14 protein-coding genes are annotated in these 23,158 nt (G+C 41.4%); 11 read left to right on the top strand and 3 right to left on the bottom strand.

Annotated elements, in window-relative coordinates; all coding sequences use genetic code 11:
* The first annotated feature begins 38 nt into the window (after nt 1-38).
* On the top strand, nt 39-770 hold the full coding sequence (locus ACX0G9_RS08610) for an SDR family oxidoreductase (protein ID WP_459064477.1): 732 nt from the start codon (nt 39-41) through the stop codon (nt 768-770).
* Between the two features lie 46 nt (nt 771-816).
* Nucleotides 817-1,422: an HAD family hydrolase gene (locus ACX0G9_RS08605; RefSeq protein ID WP_459064476.1), complete on the top strand. Its 606-nt coding sequence runs from the start codon at nt 817-819 to the stop codon at nt 1,420-1,422.
* A gap of 17 nt (nt 1,423-1,439) precedes the next feature.
* Here ACX0G9_RS08605 and ACX0G9_RS08600 read toward each other — a convergent pair whose 3' ends face one another.
* The 3 genes from ACX0G9_RS08600 to ACX0G9_RS08590 all read right to left on the bottom strand — a co-directional run bounded on the left by ACX0G9_RS08600 (nt 1,440) and on the right by ACX0G9_RS08590 (nt 2,769).
* Nucleotides 1,440-1,847: a hypothetical protein gene (locus tag ACX0G9_RS08600; RefSeq protein WP_459064475.1), complete on the bottom strand. Its 408-nt coding sequence runs from the start codon at nt 1,845-1,847 to the stop codon at nt 1,440-1,442.
* The gene (locus tag ACX0G9_RS08595; protein WP_459064474.1) at nt 1,828-2,349 is read right to left on the bottom strand and encodes an archaeosortase/exosortase family protein; all 522 of its coding nucleotides are present in this window, start codon (nt 2,347-2,349) and stop codon (nt 1,828-1,830) included. Before ACX0G9_RS08595 ends, ACX0G9_RS08600 begins: the two co-directional genes overlap by 20 nt.
* 93 nt (nt 2,350-2,442) lie before the next feature.
* Nucleotides 2,443-2,769, bottom strand: a complete 327-nt coding sequence (locus ACX0G9_RS08590) for a PID-CTERM protein-sorting domain-containing protein (RefSeq protein ID WP_459064473.1) — start codon at nt 2,767-2,769, stop codon at nt 2,443-2,445.
* A 688-nt stretch (nt 2,770-3,457) separates the two neighbouring features.
* Here ACX0G9_RS08590 and ACX0G9_RS08585 point away from each other — a divergent pair.
* The 9 genes from ACX0G9_RS08585 (at nt 3,458) to ACX0G9_RS08545 (ending at nt 23,137) form a co-directional block, all read left to right on the top strand.
* Nucleotides 3,458-4,273, top strand: a complete 816-nt coding sequence (locus ACX0G9_RS08585; protein WP_459064472.1) for a 2OG-Fe(II) oxygenase — start codon at nt 3,458-3,460, stop codon at nt 4,271-4,273.
* Nucleotides 4,274-4,316: 43 nt separating this feature from the next.
* The gene (locus ACX0G9_RS08580) at nt 4,317-5,621 is read left to right on the top strand and encodes a glycosyltransferase (protein WP_459064471.1); all 1,305 of its coding nucleotides are present in this window, start codon (nt 4,317-4,319) and stop codon (nt 5,619-5,621) included.
* Between the two features lie 80 nt (nt 5,622-5,701).
* Nucleotides 5,702-6,790, top strand: coding sequence for a class I SAM-dependent methyltransferase (locus tag ACX0G9_RS08575; protein WP_459064470.1), 1,089 nt, complete (start codon nt 5,702-5,704; stop codon nt 6,788-6,790).
* Between the two features lie 771 nt (nt 6,791-7,561).
* Nucleotides 7,562-9,637, top strand: a complete 2,076-nt coding sequence (locus ACX0G9_RS08570) for an Ig-like domain-containing protein (RefSeq protein WP_459064469.1) — start codon at nt 7,562-7,564, stop codon at nt 9,635-9,637.
* A gap of 16 nt (nt 9,638-9,653) precedes the next feature.
* Nucleotides 9,654-11,846, top strand: a complete 2,193-nt coding sequence (locus tag ACX0G9_RS08565; protein WP_459064468.1) for an Ig-like domain-containing protein — start codon at nt 9,654-9,656, stop codon at nt 11,844-11,846.
* 178 nt (nt 11,847-12,024) lie between these two features.
* Complete coding sequence (locus tag ACX0G9_RS08560; RefSeq protein ID WP_459064467.1) at nt 12,025-14,235, top strand: hypothetical protein; 2,211 nt, start codon at nt 12,025-12,027, stop codon at nt 14,233-14,235.
* A 20-nt stretch (nt 14,236-14,255) separates the two neighbouring features.
* Entirely contained in the window at nt 14,256-15,344 is a 1,089-nt protein-coding gene (locus tag ACX0G9_RS08555; protein WP_459064466.1) for a hypothetical protein, read from the top strand.
* 25 nt (nt 15,345-15,369) lie between these two features.
* Nucleotides 15,370-22,278 carry a hypothetical protein gene (locus ACX0G9_RS08550; RefSeq protein ID WP_459064465.1) on the top strand — a complete coding sequence of 2,303 codons (6,909 nt, stop codon included), beginning with the start codon at nt 15,370-15,372 and terminating at the stop codon, nt 22,276-22,278.
* Between the two features lie 34 nt (nt 22,279-22,312).
* A complete protein-coding gene (locus tag ACX0G9_RS08545) occupies nt 22,313-23,137 on the top strand; it encodes a hypothetical protein (protein WP_459064464.1) in 825 nt (274 codons plus the stop codon).
* The last annotated feature ends 21 nt before the right edge of the window (nt 23,138-23,158 follow it).

Here is a 23,158-nt window from a genome sequence, read left to right as displayed (position 1 = left end):
CGCTTTATAACCCCAATTACTATCAATTAAAATATTTCATGCCTACAGTTCTACTACTTGGAGCCAGTTCGGATATGGCCGTTGCCATAGCCAGGAATTTTGCGGAAAAAGGATATCATATACAGTTGGCTGCCCGCAAAGCGTCCAGGCTCCAGCCTTTGCAATCGGATCTTTCCATTCGTTATAACACCGTTTGTACGATCCACGAATTCGACGCGGAAAAACCGGCGGAACACCAGGCCTTTTTTCAATCCCTGGAAACCAAACCCGATGTTACCGTCAGTGTTTTCGGTTATCTGGGTGAGCAGAAACAAGCCGAGACCGACTGGAAAGAAGCAGAAAGGATTATCCAGGTGAATTATACGGGAGCCGTTTCCATCCTCAATATCGTTGCCAATTTTTACGAAACACAACAGAAAGGAACTATTGTCGGTATCAGTTCGGTTGCCGGGGAAAGAGGACGCCAGAGCAATTACCTGTATGGCAGCGCCAAAGCAGGTTTTACGGCCTATCTGTCCGGCCTGCGCAACAGGCTTTTTCACCATAATGTACATGTAGTGAGCGTTCAACCCGGGTTTGTATATACGAAGATGACCGAGAACCTACCTTTACCCAAATTATTGACGGCAACTCCGCAGGACGTGGCCGCCACCATTTATAAAGCCATTCAGAAAAAGAAAAATACGGTTTACGTAAAATGGTTCTGGCGCTGGATCATGCTGATTATAAAATCCATCCCCGAATTCATTTTTAAGAAATTAAAGATGTAAAACAGTCCGGAAAGTAATAAGGTAATGAACACGGAATGAACACGGAATGAATATCGAAATGAATAATAAGATCGCATTTTTTGATTTTGACGGAACGATCACTACTAAGGATACACTTTTGGAATTTATGAAGTTCAGTAAAGGGAAATTACCCTTTTACCTGGGTTTCCTGTTGAACAGCCCCTACCTGGTAGCCTTTAAATTAAAGCTCATTTCCAATCAGACTGCTAAAGAAAGAGTTCTGCGTTATTTTTTCCGGAACATGCCATTAGCCACATTCGAGGAAGAATGCCGGAATTTCGTGGCCCATGCCCTTCCCTTTTTATTGCGTCCCAAAGCGATACGGGAGATCGAACAATTGAAAGAAAAAGGGTTTACTGTAACCATCGTTTCGGCATCTCCCGAAAATTGGATCCGTCCCTGGGCTGATTCGCTCCAACTCAATCTGTTGGGCACCCGTCTCGAAGTACGGGAAGGTAAATTAACGGGAAAGGTGGAAGGCCGTAATTGTCATGGAGAGGAAAAGGTATCGCGCATCACCGAAAATTACACCTTGGCAGACTACTCGGAGATCTACGCCTATGGCGATACCGGTGGCGACAAACCGATGCTGAAGATGGCGAATATTTCCTTTTATAAACCATTCCGGTAAGCCTGCTTCAGCTTCTGTTAATCGGCGCCCTCTTTCACCAGGCTTTTTCGTAGAATGCCCATGGCCACATAAAGTATTGGGGAAATAAGAAATTCCTGCAGGTCGTCCGCAATGATCCGCAAAGAAAAAGGAGTTCGGGCAATCCCCCAGTCATAGGCTCCGAACAGGACCAGGAGCAAGAGACTGACCAGGTATACACCGTGCCATATCCGCATCATCCAGCCCACCGTATATCGTTTTAAGGTAAAGTTCCCGATCCCATAGGCAGTCAGGATGAACAGGAATTTAACGATATGGCGCAGCCGCAAGGGAATCTCCCGGGATAGACCATAAATAAAGTACAGGTAATAAACGATATACAGGAGGGTGATCGCTAATAAACCGGCAATAAAATACCATCTTTTTTTAGGAAGGCCGGAGGACATTCAGTCTCTGATTTTTGGTAAAGATATACCACAGCAGGAATATGAAGGCATATACTATAAAGGTGAAGACAAAATGATGGGAGAAATCCAGGTAAGCCTTGTAATGAATAAATATCAATACCAACAACGTGCAACGAATGATATTGAGCAGGTAGATCAGCGAAATACCGATGGCTGCAAAAATAAATTTCCTTTTAAGCGGGGCCGGAAAACAAAGAATAAACCCTGCGTACAGTACCATTAATTCCAAACCGTTACAGGCATCTGCTATACGCAGGGTTTTTTCTTCACCCCGGTAAATATCCATTACATTTCCCGAAACCATTCCTCCTTCAACTGCCATGCTATCCCTTAATTTTTGCACGGTGAAATGGCCGGTATTCGGTAATATATTCAACATACCTGTGGTCGCCACCCCAACCGACTGGGTCAGCGGGTCATCCAGGATTCGTTTGGGAGACAGTATAAATAAATAAACTGCCTTCCAGAGTATAAATAACACAATGGCCTTTATGAAAAATAAGGCAATAGGTCGGGGAATCTTTCCCCCCTTTAAATTAGCCGTTCCCACCGTTCTCAGGATAAAAAATACAGTCTAAATAGTACTGTTTGCGATAAGCTTCTTTTTGTTGGCATCGTAAATCATTTTGGTGCCAAGGCCAAGACCTGCAGCAAACAGGAAGACGATCCCCCCGTCAAGCGGAACACTGTTGCCCTTTCCGGTATCTTTATCATTGCCATAATGATTCCCGTTATCCCCATTATTCCCGTTTTGATTCCCATTATTCCCACTACCCTTCTTATCATCCTTATCAAAAAGGCCAATGATCCAATCGATCAAACCGTTAGCCCTGGTCTGGGTTGGTAAAAAAGTCGGCGCAATGATCAAAGCAGCGAACAGCAGTTTTCTAAAGGCTCTCATAATTAAACTATTAGTGTGAATAAAAAATGCATTTTCTATCTAAATCAACAAAAAAAATGTCCGAACAAGTGTAAAATATAAATCCTAACAAGTATAAAATTATAATTATATGAATTTTTCCCTTTAATTATCCGTTTTTATGCAATTACTATACCAAGGGTTTATTTATTCCCTGTCCAAAAGGGTGATAATGCCTTAGAATCTATAATTTGCTCAAAAAAAGAGGTGACGTCGGTCTGATGGCTTACAATCGGTAGGAGATAGGAAATTGCTGGTTCTAAATACAGGAATTGGTATTTTAATAGATTTAACCAGAATAACCCGGTAGGAATTTTGGATTTAAAACGGAGTTTGACAGGATTGGAGGAAGAATTAAGGTGTATACGTAAGAAAAGATACGACAGTTTGCTCTTGTAAAAAAATATTTTTTGTCTTCGTACCTTGTCCACAGTTAAGGGGTCTTTGGGTAGTATGCGTTTTAGGCTCGCGGATATAGGACATCTGCCCAATTATTTTTTATATTTGTGGCAGAAATTCAGATAGCTTGCTTTTTGATCTAAAGTCGTAATTAATTGGCAAAGGCTGATTATACAGTTGTTTTTTGCGGACGTGGAATAAGAATTCACCGAAATATACGTTATACATATACATTTTTTATAATTTCACCCTATATCTTAATACTCTTAATATGACTTTTATTGACAAATCCGTCGACGATCTGAAGGCTTTTGCAAAAGAAAAGAACAGTGAGTATGTTCACGGTGATCCCTTCCCCAATATTTATTTTGATAACTTTTTCATACCGGAAAGACTGAAAGAGGTTCTGGAAGAATTTCCTGATCTCACCCAAAAAGCGGACATTAAATTTAACGACCCTAACCAGGTCAAGCTCGCCTCAAAAGGAGAATATCGTTTCGGCCCCCTGACCAAAGAATTCATGCATTATTTGAATTCTCAGCCTTTTCTGGAATTTTTATCCGAATTGACGGGTATCGAAAACCTCATACCCGATCCCTTTTTTGACGGTGGTGGATGTCACCAGATACAGCCGGGAGGCATGTTAAAGCTCCATGCTGATTTTAACAAACATCCTATTACCAAACTCGACAGGAGACTGAATGTACTGGTCTATCTTAACGAAGACTGGCATGAAGAATATGGCGGACATTTTGAATTATGGGATAAGGATATGAAGGAGAGCAGAAAAAAGATCCTGCCTCTTTTTAACCGGATGGCCTTATTTTCTACTACTTCAACCTCCTATCACGGGCATCCCAATCCCCTGACCTGTCCGCCGGACCGTACCAGAAAATCTCTGGCCCTGTATTATTATACCAACGGAAGACCGGAAGAAGAAATTCTTAAAGGAGTCGAGGATCACAATACTATTTTCAAATACAGGAAGGACGATTCACAATCCCGTTTTTCCACGTCTGTTAAAGAAGCTATCCGTTTGATCATGCCTCCTATTTTATTAAAGGGCCTGAATAAATTAAAAGGCTAAATGACCGGAGCCGCCCTGGAATAGCATCATTCAACGTAAATACATGAACCCGTCCTTGGATAAAATAGATTTTCCACCTATCGAAACAAATAACTACCCAATCCCGCCCGGAGCTTCCACTGAGGCAATTCCCGTACTCAGGGGAAGGGATATTGTTATCGTAGGGCTCCAGCCCTGGTATTTTCCCACCGGCTGTAATGCCAAGAATATTGCCCAGCTCCTGGCCGAAAATAACCGGGTATTGTATGTCAATTTTCCCATCAAACGAAAAGCCTATTTTTCAAAGGTCGGAGATCCGATGATTGACAAACATGTTACCATCCTCAGGGAAAAGCAGGAAAAACTAAGGAAGATCAGTTCGAATCTTTGGGAATATTATCCCGGTACCCTTATCGAATCTGTCAACTGGCTTCCCTCTACCATCGCCTTTAATGCGGTCAATTATTTCAATAATCGCAAATTCGCTAAAGACATCCGGCAGGCTATCGGGGAACTGGGATTTAAACAGATCATTCTTTTTAACGACAATGAGGTTTATAATGGGTTCTATTTGAAAGAACTCCTGGAACCTTCCTTATACATTTACTATTTCCGGGATTTCCTGCAGGGTTACGATTATTGGAAAAAACATGTCTCCAAATTAGAGCCGGTACTAATCGGGAAAGCAGATGCCGTGGTCGCCAATTCCCTTTATTATGCGGAATATGGCTCCGGTTTTAATGACCATTCCTATTATATCGGACAGGGCTGTGATTTTAATTATTTCGATCATACCCGTTCTTTCGCAGTTCCGGAGGATATTCAACAATTGCGTTCCCCGATAATAGGTTATATCGGTGCCCTCGATTCAGCCAGGCTGGATCTGGAGATCATCTATACCATCGCCCGGGCAAATGCGGAATGGAATGTCGTTCTCGTAGGGCCTGAAGACGAAGTGTTCCGGCAAAGCGATCTGCATCAGCTTCCGAATGTCCATTTTACCGGCGGAAAGCCTTTCGATCTTTTACCTGCATATGTCAGGGCATTCACCGTTTGTATCAATCCGCAGCTAAAGAATCAGATCACCAAAGGGAATTACCCGCTTAAGATCGATGAATACCTGGCGATGGGAAGACCCGTAATCGCCACCCGGACCATGGCGATGAAGATCTTCGAAGGGCATACTTACCTGGCAGATAACCCTGGCGAGTACCCGGCCCTGATCCAAAAAGCCCTTTCGGAAAATAACCCGGAAAAAGAAAATGAAAGGATCGTCTTTGCCCGGAGCCATACCTGGGAGAATTGTATGAGTGAATTGTATAAGGCGATCAGTCTGGCCACAAAAGCAAAAAAGAAAGGTGTAGCATAGCCTGTCAAAACAAGACGATTACAGAAAAGAGTATATTATAAATTCTAACAGTTAATTTTTTACTTAAACCCCGCCAGCACATGGAATGGATATCGATCTTGAAATGTCCTTTTACCGGAAATGACCTCCGCGCTTTACAAACATCCGAACTGGATGCTTTAAATCAAAAAATAGCAAAGGGGGAGCTTTGGCAGGCTGATGGGAAACCATTTACCACTACCCTCTCCAAGGGTCTTATTTCCGTTAAAGGAGATTACATTTATCCGATCATCAAAGAGATCGTGTTATTAATGAAGGACCTGGCACTCGTTGATTCCAAAGAGCATATTTTAAAAGATACCATCAGTGCCGACAAACAACTGGTCAAGAATTTCTATGATGAAAAAGGCTGGTTCGCCAATGAAGAAGGGGATTATGAGGACGCGGTTATCTTTGAAGACCTTCGTGATGTAACGAAAGATTATATCAAAAAATGTCATGACCGCGTAAGCCGTTTCCTAAATCCCAGCGGCACCTATATGCTGGACGCCGCTTCCGGCGCCCTGCAGTTTCCGGATTATCTGCAATATTCCGCTGATTATAAATACCGGATCTGCGTGGACTTTTCCTTCACCGCTTTGACGGAAGCCAAACGCAAACTGGGAGATAAAGGAATTTGCGTATTGGCCGACATGACCAATATGCCGTTCAAGGACGGCCAGATTGACGGCTTCGTTTCCTTGAATACGATCTATCATATCCCCAAAGATGAGCAGGTGACTGCCATGAAAGAACTCTACCGGATCCTGAAATCCAAAGGTAAGGGAGTGATCGTTTATGAATGGTTCAAACATTCTCCCTGGATGAACTTCTGGCTCATGCGCTCCAGAGGCATGATGTTCATTAAGAACCGGATCGCCCGGACGTTCAATAAATTGGCACAGAAGGGTGCCCCCGAGAAATTATTATATTTTCATGCTCACCCCTACGAATATTTCAAGACCCATCTTCCCTTCTCCTTCCAACTGAAGGTCTGGCGTACCGTTAATGTTCCTTTCATGAAGGCCTATATTCATAAAGGATTGTTCGGGCAGCAGATCCTGAACTGGCTCTATAAAAAGGAAGAAGAGAATCCCGAAAAGTATGGGCTGAAAGGAGAATATCCGATACTGGTTTTTGAAAAGAATTAGTTTCAGTATTTAGCTGATTAAGAGAATAGTTTTATAAAATTTGCCGCCCCGGATGAATAAGTCATTCGGGGCGGTTTTGTTTTATTGAAGATCCATTTTATTTGCTACGTTAACGATCTTTTGAAACTATTACACTTTCGGAAATGAGAGTTCATACTAATTATGATTAAATTTTCGTATACGCACCTATTATTAATATAAATGCACCTGGATTGAAATTTTAAAAATACTTGATTGATTTCTAAAAAAAATAATTTCCTCCAAAAAAACATCTACTCCTGCTTAAAACAAACAGGTTATACATAGTAAAAATATAGAGCCAATCAGGCATATTTTAAATCCCGACCATAATGGAGTTTAGGATATTTTTTGTTTCAAATAAAAAATATATATTCATGCAATAATCCTGCCCTTACATTAATCCAGCCTTAGAACAAATCAAACTCTTAAACTATAAACAAACCTTTCTGATGAAAACCCTTTTCCTCCATCCAAGAGCCTATTCTCTTTTGCCCAACCTTCAACTATTCTTTCTGCTGACTGGTTCGGCCAGGCCTAGTCCTTAAACCATATTGTTTCCTCTCTTTTTTCAATCCATTACTGATCGTTTTCGGAAACAGGCATGTATTGTCTATCCCTAATCGAGAAATAAAATTTCATATGTCTACACTCCATAGATTGGCATTACTGATGCTGCCAATGATCGTATTTACACCTTTTTACGCAGTAGCTCAAACGACCAGTTTCAATTTCTCCAAGACTTCGCAAACTGTGGCAGGCTGGATCAATGTTTCCGGAGATCCAACTACCGGTATACGTACCGGATCGGATGCAACCGCCGGAATAGCCATTACCTCAATTGCAACAGCCAATTGGGCAAATTATAGTGGCTCTGCTGCTGCGGATGGCGGAGGTGCATCAGGAGGGACCTTTTTTCCTTCAGCAGTCATGCTAAATCATTGGTTTCAATTCGGCGCCACAAATGGTTTGTACAATGCCACAATTCCTCAATTGGAATTATCAGGTCTTAAAGTAGATAGTGTCTATTCGATAAAAATGACAGGAAGTTTTATTACAAATGTTCCAGGAACCTTCAATCTTAACCCAATGAGGTTCACCGTCGTAGGCGCAATTAACAATGGATATGTTTCTATCAATGGAAATTTTAATACTGCCGATGGAGCAGTTTTTAATAATGTCTCCCCAGATGTCAATGGGAAAATCAGAATATTCGTCAATACGTACGGAGGATCCAATGTGGCAAGCATTAATGGAATCCAAATCATTCGTGGCCATACAACTGCACCATCACCTATAGTAAGCCTGACATATCCACTTAATAACGATATTATCCTGAAGGATGGAGGAATTACACTAACATCCAATGCCTCAGAAACAGGGGGATCAATTACCAAAGTCGAATTTTTTATTAATAACAATAAGATAGGGGAAGATTCAACCACACCTTATAGTCTTATTTGGTCCGGACCAGATACAGGTACATATAGCATTAAGGTTAAAGCCACGGATGGATTCGGAAATAACAATTCGTCTACTGTCAATGTAAGCGTTAGGTCACTAAGCTCCTATTGGTCGCTTACAGGAAATACTGGAACCAAACCCGACAGCAATTTCCTGGGAACTATCGATAGTTTTCGCCTCGCATTCCGGACAAAGAATCTCGAAAGAATGAGTATATCTCCCACCGGAAATGTCGGGATTGGCACAATCACTCCATTGGCCCAATTACATACAACCGGTAGTGTAAGATTCGATCAATTTAAAAACGATAGTGCGTCTACCTCTGTTTTAGTTACGGATACGATCGGGAATCTGAAGTTGAAAAAATTAATTTTTGCAAATGGGCTTACTCAAAAGGGAGATTCGATAGTCTTAGGTGGGGACGTGGATATAACAAAATATGCCGGAGGACAGTTTAATTTGAATTTTTTAAACCCAACTACAACTTATTATTCCAAATTGACAGCTACGAACAATAATTTATCTCTCAGCTCGAACAATCCAAGTGGGGGTTACCTAAGTGGCTCTGCTTTAAATTTAAACTCCGATACCACAGGTGGCAATAATGGTTCTAATTATATATTGGAGAGCTATATAGGGCCAGCAACTGCCTCACATAGGTTTCATTCTACGATTAGTGGATTTACAGAACTTCTGCATGGGCAAAGCGGTATAAAAATAGAAGCGGCAGATTCACTTGGGTCAACATCCATAGAAATGCAAGCGACAGGGTCGATAAAAATGAATGCCTCAACTGTACAATTTCCATCTTTTGTTAATAATGCTGCAGGAGATTCAGTTCTAACTACGAATGCTCAAGGATATCTAAAGCTTAAATCCATTACCGCTCTTAGTAATCTTTCCAGGTGGAAAATATCAGGAAATACAATCTTCGACAGTTTGGATAATGTCGGCATTGGAACCTCAAACACCCAGGGGTATAAATTAGCAGTAAACGGAAACGCCATTTTCACCAAAGCAAAGGTAAAACCACAAAATCTTTGGCCGGATTATGTGTTTAAGCCCGGGTATAGACTACAAGAGTTAAAGGAAGTAGAGCGATATGTGTCAGAACATCAGCATTTACCGGGAGTAAATTCGGCTGCAGAGGTAGAAAGAAATGGCATAGACCTCGGACATAATCAGGTTACCTTACTAAAAAAGATTGAAGAATTAACCCTTTACCTAATTGAACAGGATAAAAAATTGACACAACAGGAATTGGAGATACAACGATTAAAACAGCAGAATAGACAACTACAGGATCAGTCTAAAAAACTGACCGACTTGCAGAATCAGCTAGAACAATTGAAAAAGGGAATGTGATAAAAAATCATTAGTCATGAAAGCATCTCGTCAAAATCATAGTCTTAAAAAATCGATCCTCTTCCTCTTTTTAATTTCGATATTCGGCAGCATTTGTTTACAGGGTCAAATTACTACCAATTTTAATTTTTCCAAAGCTTCGCAACCAGTAACAGGGTGGATCAATATATCCGGAGATCCGACAACTGGAGTTAGAGTTGGCAGCGATCCAACTGCAGGAATTAATATAACGTCGATTGCAACGGCCAATTGGGCGAATTATAATGGATCTTCTGCTGCCGATGGAGGGGGGGCGCCTGGCGGTACATTTTTCCCAGCAGCTGTCATGTTGAATCATTGGTTCCAATTCGGAGGTTTTTATGGTCTTTATAATTCCGCTTTACCGCAACTGGAAATCTCCGGGCTTAAAGTCGATAGTGTATATACGATAAAAATGACTGGCAGTTTTATCACCAATGTCCCTGGAACTTTTAATTTGAACCCGATGCGATTTACCGTTTCCGGTGCCATTATCTATACGGGGATTTCCATAAACGGCAATTTCAATACTTCCGGAGGAGCCACATTCAATAATATAGCATCAGATGCTAATGGCAAAATAAGGATATACGTCAATACCTTTAGCGGGTCAAATGTAGCCAGTATAAACGGAATCCAGATTATTCGAGGGCGGACTGCAGCTCCGGCACCAAACATAAGTATTACCCGTCCCCTGAATAATGAGGACATATTAAAAAACCGCACAGTTACCATTACGGCTAGTGCTTCAGAAACCAACGGAGCAATTGGTAGGGTAGAGTTTTTTTTGGATAGCAATAAAATTGGAGAAGATTCATTAGCACCTTATAGTATTGTTTGGCCTGTAAATAAAGAAGGAAGTTCTATAATTAAAGTTAGAGCTATTGATACCCTGGGAAATACTCAAACAACATCAATCACTGTTAATATAAAATCTTTAAATACCTATTGGTCGGTGCTTGGGAATATCGGCACTAAACCGGATAGCAATTTTTTAGGAACTACAGATAGCCTTCGTCTTTCCTTACGCACCAAGAGCCTTGAACGATTGAGTATTCTGCCAGATGGAAAAATTGGTATTGGTGTAAAAACCCCTACAGCACAACTACATACTACCGGAAGTGTCCGATTTGGCCAATTTAAAAATGACAGTCTTTTTAATTCCGTATTAACCACTGATACAAATGGTAATATAAAGCTAAAATCGTTTAGATTCTCAGGAGGGGTAATAGAAAAAGGTGATTCAGTAACTTTGGGAGGAACGGTGTTGATCCAGCCATTTCAATTAACTTATAAAAATGCACTGGATCCTAAGAATTCTATTAATATAACATCCGCTGTAAATAGTTTAAGCTTATACAAATTAAGTCCTGTTCGTACTTTTCCTAATCCATTCTTAACAGTTGGCCTAACCCTCTATACAAGTAATCCAACAGCACCCCCACTAGGTTCGTCCCTCAGATATGTTACTGATTCGACTCTAATTGCCATGTTCTCTACCCCCCTCGGAGGCTCCATCCAATTTTCACTTGGCTATTTTGTCGGAGGCACTTTGTCGATCGGATCCAACCATTTAATGATTTATTATTTCAATAAAATTCAATTCCCCTCGCTACCCAATTACGAAACCGCTGACTCACTTCTAACTACTGATACACAAGGTAAATTGATGCTTAAATCACTCTCTTCTTTCGGCACATCCGGTCATTGGCAGGGAGTAATTAATTCCATTTTCAATACCCAGGATACCAGCGTAGGGATAGGCACTTCGAATACAGCGGGGTATAGACTGGCAGTAAATGGCACAGCTTTATTCACCTCTATAACGGTAAAAGCCCAAAATGCATGGCCGGATTATGTATTTCATCGGGACTATCACTTACCTGAATTAAAAGATCTGGAAAGGTACCTGAAAAAGAACCGGCATCTCCCTGGCATTTCTTCAAAAGATGAAATTCAGAAGAACGGGATCGAATTGGGAGACAACCTAACAGCGCTACTCAAAAAAACAGAAGAGTTGACCTTGTATCTGATTAACCAGGAAAAAAGGCAAGCCGCTCAAACACAAGAGATCCTGGTGTTGGATAAACAGTCAAAACAGATGATAGAACAAGAAAAAATGATCGATTTATTACAGGAACAACTGAACAAATTGAAAAAGAAAAGGCGGCAGACTATTATTCAAAAATAAAAGCAGGCGCATAAATTTTATTGATATGCCCTTGGATAAAATACGATGGATCAGATATATTATGTTTTTTTCCCTTTGTTGTATAGGCATGGGTAAAAGGTCCTATGCTCAGATTGATTCGGCTAAAACAAACATTATTATTCATTACCCCAGGCAGAGCTCCTGCAAATCCAGTTTTATGGATTCGATAGTTTTACCAAATCCGCGAACACACGATGTGACGGTTATACGGGAAATCCCCGAAACAAAATCAATGGCCCCAAATTCTTCTTTCTTCCAATTACATGGTAACATAGCCTATACTTTCGATTACCGAGCCAGGCTGGATACCCCTTTCGCCGCATCCAATCTTCAACAGCATAATGAACAAATCTATGCGAATGCAATCCTCAAAGGAAAATTCCCTTTCCGTTTGTATTTAAATTCCAGGCAATCAAATTCGCCCTATTTCCGAAACTTTACCGATATAAATATAGATTTTAATCATCGGCAATATCAGCAGGGCATTAAGGATGTTATGATTGCCGATATGATTAAAAAGACTTCTCTTTCAGATAGTACCCGGAAATTTGAGGAAAAGGTGAATGCTCAAAGGGAGAAATATTTCGCTTTAAAGAATTGGATTGACAACCCAGCCAGGACCCAGGAAATAGTGGAGGAAAAAGAACGACTGTACAGGAAAATGCTTTTGCTGTCAGAGGAGAAAGACCACTTGGCAGGCTCAAAAGAGCTTCCTGAAATTTTTCAGGAAGCTCCAAGGAAGGCGGGGTTTTCAAAATTCCCCGGCAAAGGCCTTCCTCTATCGAAAGATTCCCTTTCCAGACAACTTGGTACACAAATCGATTCTATTTGGACGACAATGCATCAACCTGGCGAAACAGAGAAAAAAATTAAGGCCAAAAAAGGTGTTGCTGATTCATTATATAAAATGATTCAGGTGAACCGTCGTTGGATAGATAGCATAGGGATGGCAAGGGATTCCATTATTAAGAATTACGCAATAAGAGTAAGCAATGCCCGGTCGGTTGGCGAATTGAAGGATCTTGAGAAAAAGGCTGGTACCCACAATTTGGGGGAAACGGATAAAAGGCTATTATCTATTACTCATTTCAGTATAGGTCGTAGTTCAGTAAACTATTCGGATCTGACCGTCAGCAATATCAGCCTGAATGGCTTAAATGTAGAATATAATCCTTCTTATTATGCTGCCTTTGCTGTTGGTAGTGTTGATTATCTTTTCAGGGATTTTATTGTCCATCCGGGATCCATGCCCAGGCAAAACCTGGTATTAGGTCGCTTTGGATGGGGTGACAAGGAAAAGCGGGTTTTTATATTTACGGCTTACGGAGGAACAAAGAACAATTTTGGTGGTAATACCGGAGTTTCCATTCCGTCGGTCCCGGTTATCAACACCATGCATATTTTTGGCTATTCCCTTGAGGCAAAATACAAGCTTACCCAAAATGCAGATTTCAGCATCGAAGGAGCAAAATCTTCCTCTCCATACACTTCTGGGAGAGACAGAAGCAGATCGATCAATCATGCTTTTTCATTCTCTGATCGCAATAATGAGGCTATTTCAGCAAAGTTCAATATCACCATTCCATCTACCCATTCCACAATCAATTTATTCTACAAAAACATCGGCGCAAATTTTCAGTCTTTCAGCATTTTCAATTATGGCAACAAACAGGAAGGATGGGGATTCAGGTTGCGTCAGTATTTATTCAGAGACCGGTTGTCCATTAATCTGCAAATAAAGAAAAGCAATTTTGATAATCCATTGCTCGCCACTTCTTATAGCACCTCTACGTACTTTAAAAGTCTGCAGGTGGTCTATCGGAAGAAAAAATGGCCTGTATTTTCAGCCGGGTATATGCCCAGTTCACAGCTAATTAGGAGTCCGGCAGGTATTCTTTCAGAAACCATATATTATGCCTTAACAGCTGGTATATTCTATGATTATCAAATCAAACAAATTCGCATGAACAGTTCAATCGTCTACTCCAGGTTCTACAACCATGGAACGGATTCCGGATTCGTATTGTACAATGCCAGCACAATTCAGTATACGCATAATCTCACCTTAAGCAAAGTACATATGCAAACCGACTTTCAATACAGCCGGCAGCCAGGGCTACGATATTGGGTATCCCAGCAGCGGGCTGATCTGGCCATTGGGAAAATATTGACGGTAGGCGCAGGTTTGAAAAATAGTTTTCTGCCAGACGCCAGGATTGGGTATTGGGGAGGCTCTGCTGAGATGAATATCCGGGTTGGGAGTATAGGAAGCCTCCGTGTCCAGTACAGTAAAGATTATATTCCGAATGGGTTAAACGGACTGGTGTCGAATGATTGGGGAAGAGCCGTTTGGGTAAAGGTATTTTGATAAAATAAAAAATTACGATCATGCAGCGCAATTATCGTGTAAGACTTTACTTTTTGACATTTTCAATTCTTTATGGTACTCTTCTTCACGGACAGTTTAATATCGTTCCCGTGCAGACCGGTGGACTGTATTTAAAAGCACAGTTGTGGAATGTCTCAATTTCCAATACCAGCGTATCGGCGGTGGAGGCAACTATACACATTGAAATGAAAGATATACAGACCCATCAAACAGTATTGTCTGCTATATCTGCCCCATTTCATGTTCCCCAAGGGGTGAAAATGGTCCAAATGCAAGCACTTGAACCAATCATCTATACATATGGGTCAGGAACGGTAGTAGACAGATCCTCCAATGGAATGCTACCGCTGGGGAAATTCCAGGTCTGTTATCAATTGATCTGGACCTATGGTGAGAATCAAACTGCAGCGGCCGACGATTGTGAAGAAATAGAAGTGGAACCTTTAAGCCCTCCTTTATTGACCATGCCAGACAATGATTCGGTGGTTATTAGGTCCAACCCAGATTTCACCTGGATGCCTCCTGCACCGATATCCATGTTCAGTGACCTGAATTATGACTTGTTAATCTCCCCTCTCTATGATGGTCAATCCATTTCGGATGCTATCACCAAAAATCTTCCATTGCAGCAAGCGCAAGGACTTCGGCAGCCCTTCTTCACTTTCCCCATCCAAGGGCCTCAATTGGAGGAGGGAAAAAAGTACGTCTGGCAGGTCATCGCAAAAGACCGCCAGCAATATGGTGCAAAATCCGAGATATGGTCCTTCAGAATGCCGGATAAAAAGACGACCATCCCAGGTAATAACCTGGTCTATCTATTGATGGATGGGAAAGGCAATGGCCGGGAGATCATTGAACCTGAATTCCTTCATATCAAATTCATTTCGGAAATCGCGGCACATGAAGTATCCCTTATTTTAAAGGATGAAAAAGGCATTGTTCAATATAAGACAAAATTAATAATAAGACAAGGCGACAATTACCTGCATATCCCGTTAAACAGGAAATTTCAAAGCAAAAATACATATACGGCCATTATTCAGTCTCCTGACGGAAGGATGAATTCGCTGTCATTTACAATTAAATAAAAAGAATAGCCTCAACCATAAACATATGATTCAAACGCTTTCCAACAGATTCAGGCGATATATAGCAGCTTTGTTGTACGTTGTATTTTATCTTCAGGTGATATTTCCTTTTTATTCCATGGCGGGTAATTATTCCAGTCTGAATCGCTACCCAATCTATAACCGGAAGGATAGAGGGATTTCCAGAAAGGCGGCCTGGGAATTAACCGGGCGAAAGCAAGAGAAATTCGAAATTAAGAAGGGAGGGGGGACCAGCAATGCCAATAGGATTGAGTTGCCGTTAAAAAAAGAAAATTCTACTAAACCTGTAGATATTGGAGGGCCGGGTTCCCCTGAGGCCGGGTCATTTAAAGCTGTCGGTTCGGATAACCTGGTTAATCTTTTTACAGGGGATTTTTCATATAGCATTCCCCTTCTCGATGTAGGGGGATATCCTGTTAATTTATTCTACAATGGAGGAATCAGTATGGAGCAAGAGGCCAGTTGGGTGGGTTTAGGCTGGAACATTAACCCTGGTTCGGTAAGCAGGAATATGAGAGGCGTTCCTGATGATTTTGACGGAACAGATATATTGATCCAGGAGCAGAATGTAAAACCGAATAAAACATGGGGAGCAGAATTAGGAATAGATGGGGAAATGGTGGGTATCAAAGAGCCAAAAGTGAACTTCAATCTTGGTTTTTCATATAACAATTATTTAGGGCCGGAATTAGAACTGGGAGCTGGGGTTTCGGTTAGTATTCCAATTACAAAGACTATCGTCCATGAAAAATCAGCTCCAAATGATACTACCCAGGGGTTAAACGTGAGCTTTGGTGCGAATGCCAAGCTCAGTTCCCGATCAGGCCTTACCCTTTCTCCCTCATTAAATGCCGGTCTTCATTCGGTAAGTCAGAAAATGGATGTTGGAGTAGGATTAAGCACCAGTTATAATTCCCGGACAGGTATTAAAGATCTGAATATTCATTCGGAAATGAAGTCATATCGTACTGTATCGTCAGGCATAAAAAACATGCCCTCCTACAAAGGAAGCTTTAGAACGGATATTTCCAATACCACCATCAGTTTCGCACGCCCCTCATATATACCCGCTTTACGCATGCCGATGCAGTATTCTACCACTTCTGGGCAGATTGAACTGGGAACTGGGATGTTCGGACTCCGGGGAGCTGCAACAGCTCAGGGCTACTCTTCCATATCCAAAGTAGCAGATGGCTGCACGACAATTAACAAACCAATGGTAGGATTTTTATACCTTGAAAAAGCAAAGAACCGAAAGGATGTGGTCATGGATTTCAACCGGCTCAATGACGGTGAAGTAACGCCACATACCCCGGTTATTTCTGCTCCCCAATATGATTATGATATATTCACGATCCAGGGCGAAGGGACAGGAGGATCCATCAGAGCTTACCGGGGCGATCTGGGAATTATGCGCGACCAGGAAACTAATTCAAAAGACAACAACTTTTCTATTGGATTTGATATCGCACCAGCCGGTCATTTCGGGGGCAATTGGAATATTGTTTCTTCCCCTACCCGGTCAGGGAACTGGGATGATGGAAATAATACATTGAATCAAACATTGGTGTTTAATGGTGGTACACCAAATAATTCTTTCCAGAATGTGTATTTCCGGAATCCGGGTGAGGCAACGATAACCAATGATATGATGATCAATAAGATGGGAGGTGACAATCTGGTAAGATTCAAACTGGACGGATCTTCCGTTTCACCAAGATTGGAATCCCAGTTGGAGCAATTCGGTAAGAAAACAGGCACCGTTTTATCAACCATCCCCATTTCCAATACGACCAATATTCCGTCGCGGGATAAACGAACCCAGGTAATTACCATGCTAACAGCAGAAGATGCTGGAAGAATTGGATTAGATACAATCCTGGAAAACTACCAAAATTCGTTGGATAGCAATAACAACTTACAGTTCAATGGAATCCCCAGAACAGGTGGCTATCGGAAAGCAAAACATATTTCAGAAATATCAGTGCTGGAGTCATCTGGAATGCGTTATGTATATGGATTACCTGTATACAATAAAATTCAAAAAGATTTTACCTTTTCGGTATCCAATAATGGAAATGCCACATCCAATCTGGTCAACTTCAATCCGGATGAGCCTACCATTAATTCCGGAAGTATCACTGGAAGTAACGGCATTGACGGATATACCAACATACAAACCATTCCCGCCTATGCTTCTTCCTTTTTGATTACCGGTCTTTTATCCCCGGATTATGTAGACGTGACCGGAAACGGAATAACGGAAGATGATCTGGGCGGAGCGGTAAAGTTCGATTATACCATGTCTTCTTCCCTTCACAAATGGCGCACTCCCCGCAACAATTCGAATGGCAATACGGCACATTTTAACATCGGTCTTAAAACTGAACGACGGGATAATAAAGCGACCATGACTTACGGGGAAAGAGAAGCCTGGTACCTCCATGGAATTGAGTCAAAGTCTATGATCGCTTTATTCAATACAAGCAGTCGTCAGGATTCCAAAGGGGTAAACGGGGAAATGGATGGGAGCATTAATGCCAATGAAAATGCCAATCTTAAATTGGACAGTATTGTATTATATACAAAAGCGGACATAAAGGCCCATGGACTGGGAGGAGCAGTACCGGTAAAAACAGTACATTTTGAATATAATTATGCTCTTTGCAACGGCACACCTGATAATTCAAACGGAGGGAAATTAACTCTTGTTAATATTTATTTCACCTTCAATGGCCAATCAAGAGCATCCAAAAATATGTATGTATTTGATTATGGAAATGTAGCATTCAAAACGGATAACCCGCTTTATTCCTATAATGCCTCGGATCGTTGGGGGACTTATAAGCCTATGACAGATTCAGCTGGTTCCGCAGTGAACCCGAATGGCCTGAGTAATATCGATTATCCCTATACTTCACAGAATAAAGAGGCTAACGATATTTTTGCAGGAGCCTGGACATTAAAGAAAATATTGCTGCCCTCTGGCGGTCAGATGGAAATGCAATATGAAGCTGATGATTATTCCTATGTTCAGAACCGGAGGGCCTGCAATATGTTCCGTCTTTATGGATTAGGGAACAGTGTGAACTATGCCCAGAATAATATGCTTTATTCTATTTATCAGAACCAGGATCAGAACTATGCCTATATTCAATTGCCCACCCCCCTGCAGAATACTGATCCCCTGAAGATCAGACAGGAAATTTATTCCAACTATCTGGAAGGTATCACCCAGTTGGCATTTAAATTGAACATTAACATGCCCAAGGGTATGGAACCTCTTACCGTCTATGCCAATTATGATGACTATGGCCTATGTGCCAATAGTGCGGATAGGACCGTAATTTATTTAAAATTGAGACCGGTGGATGGGAAAGGCCCCTTAGCCAATGCGTCCGTACATTTCCTCATTGAAAATCTCCCCGGACAAGCCTTCCCTGGCTATGACCTAAGTGATGAAACCGGCATTGCTGCTCTTTTCGATTTGATAACCAGCGAATTAGGCAGCCTTGAAAACCCGTTTAGAAATGCGGAGACACAGATGAGGAGTAGTGGCAATGGAAGTACCGTTTCTCTGGTGAATTCATTTGTACGCCTAAATAGTCCTTCTTTTATTAAATACGGAGGGGGGTATCGGGTAAAAAGGATAACTGTCAAAGACAATTGGAATCCCATGAGCAATCAGTACACCTCTCAATATGGACAGGATTATGATTATACGACTTCAATAACGGTAAGCGGTTCCCCCATTACCATCAGCAGCGGGGTTGCTTCATATGAGCCGGGTATTGGCAGTGAAGAAAACCCATTTCGCGAAATACTTCAATTTGAAAATAAATTACCGTTGGCCTCTGCCCAATACGGATCCATAGAAATGCCTGCGTTGGAAGGGTTATACCCAGCGCCACTTGTAGGATACAGCAAAGTTACAGTGCGTTCAATTCACAGAAATGGAACGCATGCGGATTCCATAGTAAAATCCGCCATCGGCAAACAGGTAACTGAATTTTTCACAGCCAGAGATTACCCGAGTTTTTCTGCATATACACCACTTTTCACAATGGATTATCATAAAAATCCTCCGTTTACCTTTTTTTATAAAGAAACCATCGACAAACGTGCTTGTTCTCAGGGGTTCCTGGTGGAAACTAATGATATGCATGGCAAATTGAAATCTCAATCTGTCTTTAGTGAGAATGACGGAGTTACTCCACTTTCCTACACACTCCATACTTATAAAAATACCGGAAGCAACGGTTTGAATGACCTCGTGGATTTTGTCCACAATGAACAAAGTGGAAAAGTAAGCAGAGGAAATATGGGCATTGATATGGAATTGATGACCGATGTTCGGGAATTCATCGTCATCAGCAATGGCTTCAATGGGCAGGCGCAAGTCGACTTTTTCACCTTTGTACCCTGGCCAGTATTCGGGGTGTTTATCTATCCGCTGGAGGCCTATTCCGAAAATAAATACCGGGCCGTAACAACAACAAAGTTGATTAATTATCATGCCATTGAAGACAGTGTCATTATCAACGATAAAGGCAGTACGGTTACCTCCAAAACCATTGCTTATGACGGAGAGACAGGAAATCCTTTATTAACTAAAACGATGAATGAATTTAATGATCCCATTTATAATACGACTTATCCGGCATATTGGGCATACAGTGGAATGGGGCCTGCCTATCAAAATATTGATATGCAGTTTAGCGGGGTAAACATCAGCAGTGGTAAAATAACCAGCGGAATAGCCGATCTGAGTGTATTTGAAAGCGGTGACGAACTATATATCGACCCCCATGTTGTTACAACAGGTTCGCCAAGCTGTGTGACGGAATCTCCTTACAGGAATAAAGTATGGGTTTTTGATACCAATAAGAATAACACAGCGCTTACTGTTCCATCTGCGAATCGGAACTTGATGATTTTAGACTCGGCTGGACTACCCTTCACCAAGGCAGGAGTTAGTTTCAGAGTTGTCCGAAGCGGTAAACGCAATGAACTTGGGCTGTCCGTTGGAAGTGCCACTTCCATGCAGAATCCAATCCAAACCATCGGCGGAATACGGCAATTGATCGTAAATAACACAGCTAATGTTGTGGCCGCTTCGGCAATCGATTATAAGGAAAAATGGAAAACTGATAATGATGAAATCTTAAAAACATCTCTCACCTTCATCAATTGTGCGTATGTAGAAAGCATCGATTGTAATGGCACCTTGCAAAAACATGTCAATCCTTATGTCATAGGACTTGTCGGAAACTACAAACCATGTCGAAGTTACTCCTACTATGGGGCGCGAGCAGAAATGGATCCAGCAGTAAATACAACGATCAGAAAGAACGGATACCTGTCAGGATTCAATAATTATTGGGGATTTAACTCCTCCAACAATCTGGTACCGGACAACACTAATACTAATTGGGTATGGAACAGTGAGCTTATCAAAGTGAATGCCAAGGGTCAGGAATTAGAGACCAGGGATCCTCTCAACAGATATACAGCTGCCCAATACGGGTATAGCAAAAATTTCCCTATAGCTATAACCAACAATGCCATGTATACAGAGGCCGCCTATGAGGGAATGGAGGATATTGGGTATAATGAAAAAATCAACAAAAGTATTCCATACACCTGTTCAGCAAGGCATTTTGATCTTACCAATCTTGCCAATGCAAGGCTTGTTAATACTGACACAGCAGCGTTCACTGCACATAGCGGGAAATATGTTATGGCTGTCAATGCCAATAGTGTTGTGACCAAACCCTTAAATCTGAATCCGGTGAGCAACCCGGATTTTAGTCTGCAATTTGGTACCGTAACCAGTCAGGTTTTAAATAACCTGGGAGGAAATTATACTATCGATCCCACCTATCCCAATAGTCTCTATTTTAGCCCTCCAACCTTTTCCTTCGGGACCTCAGCCGTTTCTATAGGGGTATTTCCGAACAGTAATACTCTTTTTCACCGGTATAATGTTGCCTGGGATACTTATATTCAAATAGCCAATGCTGGAACCTATAATTTCAACATGATCCTTAGAGCGTCCTATAATGGTTTGGCGAATGCCACCACTTATAGTAACAACATGACGGTAATCATATATGATCTGAATGGGAACCCTTATGGTGGCGGGCAGAGTGTATCCATGAATATTCCATTTATTCCTGTCGGGCAATATACCACCAGTAGCTATTCAGTATATCTATGTAAAGGGATATATCATATTTTGGGCTCGTGCAACGAGAGGGCCCAAATGCCTTCAAGTCCTGCTGAAAGTGAAAACACCTATGAATGGAACTGCTCTAATTGCGGATCTCCGGATTACGCCTCCCTGACAACCCAAGCCGGGTGCACTTCCAATACACCTATTGCAGGAGACTCGTCCATGCTGAACCCTGTCTTTAGTTTGCCTGCCAATAAACAAATAGCTTTAAGTGCATGGGTGCGGGAGGATTGCGGCAATGCGGCCGGAGTTCCCTGTTATCGTACAAATTATTCCAACAATCATATGGCCATTCAATTCCCGGGTAGTGTCATAATGCCTTACATCAATTTTTATCCACGTGGAGTAATCATAGAAGGATGGCAGAAAATAGATACCGTTTTTTCGGTCCCGTCTGATGCAAGCACCGCAAATCTGGTCCTTGCCAATGACAGTTTACGTAATGTATATTTTGATGATATCCGGCTTCACCCCTTTAATGCGGAAATGAAAAGTTATATCTATGATCCACGCACGCTTCGGTTAAGCGCTGAATTGGACGAGAATAATTATGCTACTTTTTATGATTACGACGAAGAAGGACAGTTAATAAGATTAAAAAAAGAAACCATTCAAGGCATAAAAACAATTAAAGAAATCAGATCTGCCAAACAAAAATCCATCAAGACGGTGCAATAGGAAAAAGGATGCTTATCTACCCAATTTAATCAAAATGAAAAAGTTAAAATATCTGGTATATTTTCTAATGGTAGCTACACTTAAGGTGTCTGCACAAAACGTCCCGGATACAGGAGCGGTGATCAGGGAGTTTAACAAAGTCATGTCATTTGCAATACGACCTTATTTGCATTTCAGCAGTCTTATTTCTATGAGGAGTGGCCCCATGGTGGACCAGGAAACAAACATTTCACTACTGCATAATGAGTTTTACAAGATTGACGACGAGTTGTATTATGGTAATGAGCGGGAAGAATTATATCTGCAAGACAGCCTTATGATAAGAATTAATCACTTGAGAAAGACTATTCAATTGAACAAGATTGACCTAGCTACTAAAAAAAAGATGGATATCCTTCCGCTGAAGAAGATGGATGCTCAAAAATTACTAAGGGAACAATACACTATAGCTGAAATTTCTGAAAAGGAAGATACGGGGCAAATCCTTATCCGGTCCAGGGAAAAAAGAGGAGTACAGGGCTTCACCAGTTCGGAAATGAAAATAAGATATGCCAGGGGGTCTCACCTACCGGTTTTGATGGAAATAACCATGAAAGTCCGACAGCCGGAATCTGAACAAATAAAAGAAATATATAGATCCAGGGGATTCGATATCGGCAAAATGATGCTTGAGATGGGTGGAGAAAAAAGCCTTGAAATAACCGAGACTGCATCTATAAGTTTCGGGCCAATTGGTATGACAAAAGAAAATGCGATGACAATGCCATTATGGGAGGAAAAGATAACCTACGACGATCAATTAAAACGTTTCAGTGGGAAAGGCCAATGTGAAGGATATGAAGTGATAAAGACATTTTAGGAATAACAAATGCTATTAATC

The sequence above is a fragment of the Flavitalea flava genome, from assembly GCF_054461575.1.
The sequence above is the reverse complement of the archived record's forward strand: the minus strand, read 5'-3'. Positions and strand labels throughout refer to the sequence as shown.

Bases quoted from the DNA above. Each gene is read 5' to 3' on its own strand.
- ACX0G9_RS08600 (WP_459064475.1), bottom strand. From the start codon at position 1,847: ATGTCCTCCGGCCTTCCTAAAAAAAGATGGTATTTTATTGCCGGTTTA.
- ACX0G9_RS08550 (WP_459064465.1), top strand. From the start codon at position 15,370: ATGATTCAAACGCTTTCCAACAGATTCAGGCGATATATAGCAGCTTTG.
- ACX0G9_RS08555 (WP_459064466.1), top strand. From the start codon at position 14,256: ATGCAGCGCAATTATCGTGTAAGACTTTACTTTTTGACATTTTCAATT.
- ACX0G9_RS08610 (WP_459064477.1), top strand. From the start codon at position 39: ATGCCTACAGTTCTACTACTTGGAGCCAGTTCGGATATGGCCGTTGCC.
- ACX0G9_RS08585 (WP_459064472.1), top strand. From the start codon at position 3,458: ATGACTTTTATTGACAAATCCGTCGACGATCTGAAGGCTTTTGCAAAA.
- ACX0G9_RS08590 (WP_459064473.1), bottom strand. From the start codon at position 2,769: ATGAGAGCCTTTAGAAAACTGCTGTTCGCTGCTTTGATCATTGCGCCG.
- ACX0G9_RS08575 (WP_459064470.1), top strand. From the start codon at position 5,702: ATGGAATGGATATCGATCTTGAAATGTCCTTTTACCGGAAATGACCTC.
- ACX0G9_RS08565 (WP_459064468.1), top strand. From the start codon at position 9,654: ATGAAAGCATCTCGTCAAAATCATAGTCTTAAAAAATCGATCCTCTTC.
- ACX0G9_RS08560 (WP_459064467.1), top strand. From the start codon at position 12,025: ATGGATTCGATAGTTTTACCAAATCCGCGAACACACGATGTGACGGTT.
- ACX0G9_RS08605 (WP_459064476.1), top strand. From the start codon at position 817: ATGAATATCGAAATGAATAATAAGATCGCATTTTTTGATTTTGACGGA.
- ACX0G9_RS08580 (WP_459064471.1), top strand. From the start codon at position 4,317: ATGAACCCGTCCTTGGATAAAATAGATTTTCCACCTATCGAAACAAAT.
- ACX0G9_RS08545 (WP_459064464.1), top strand. From the start codon at position 22,313: ATGAAAAAGTTAAAATATCTGGTATATTTTCTAATGGTAGCTACACTT.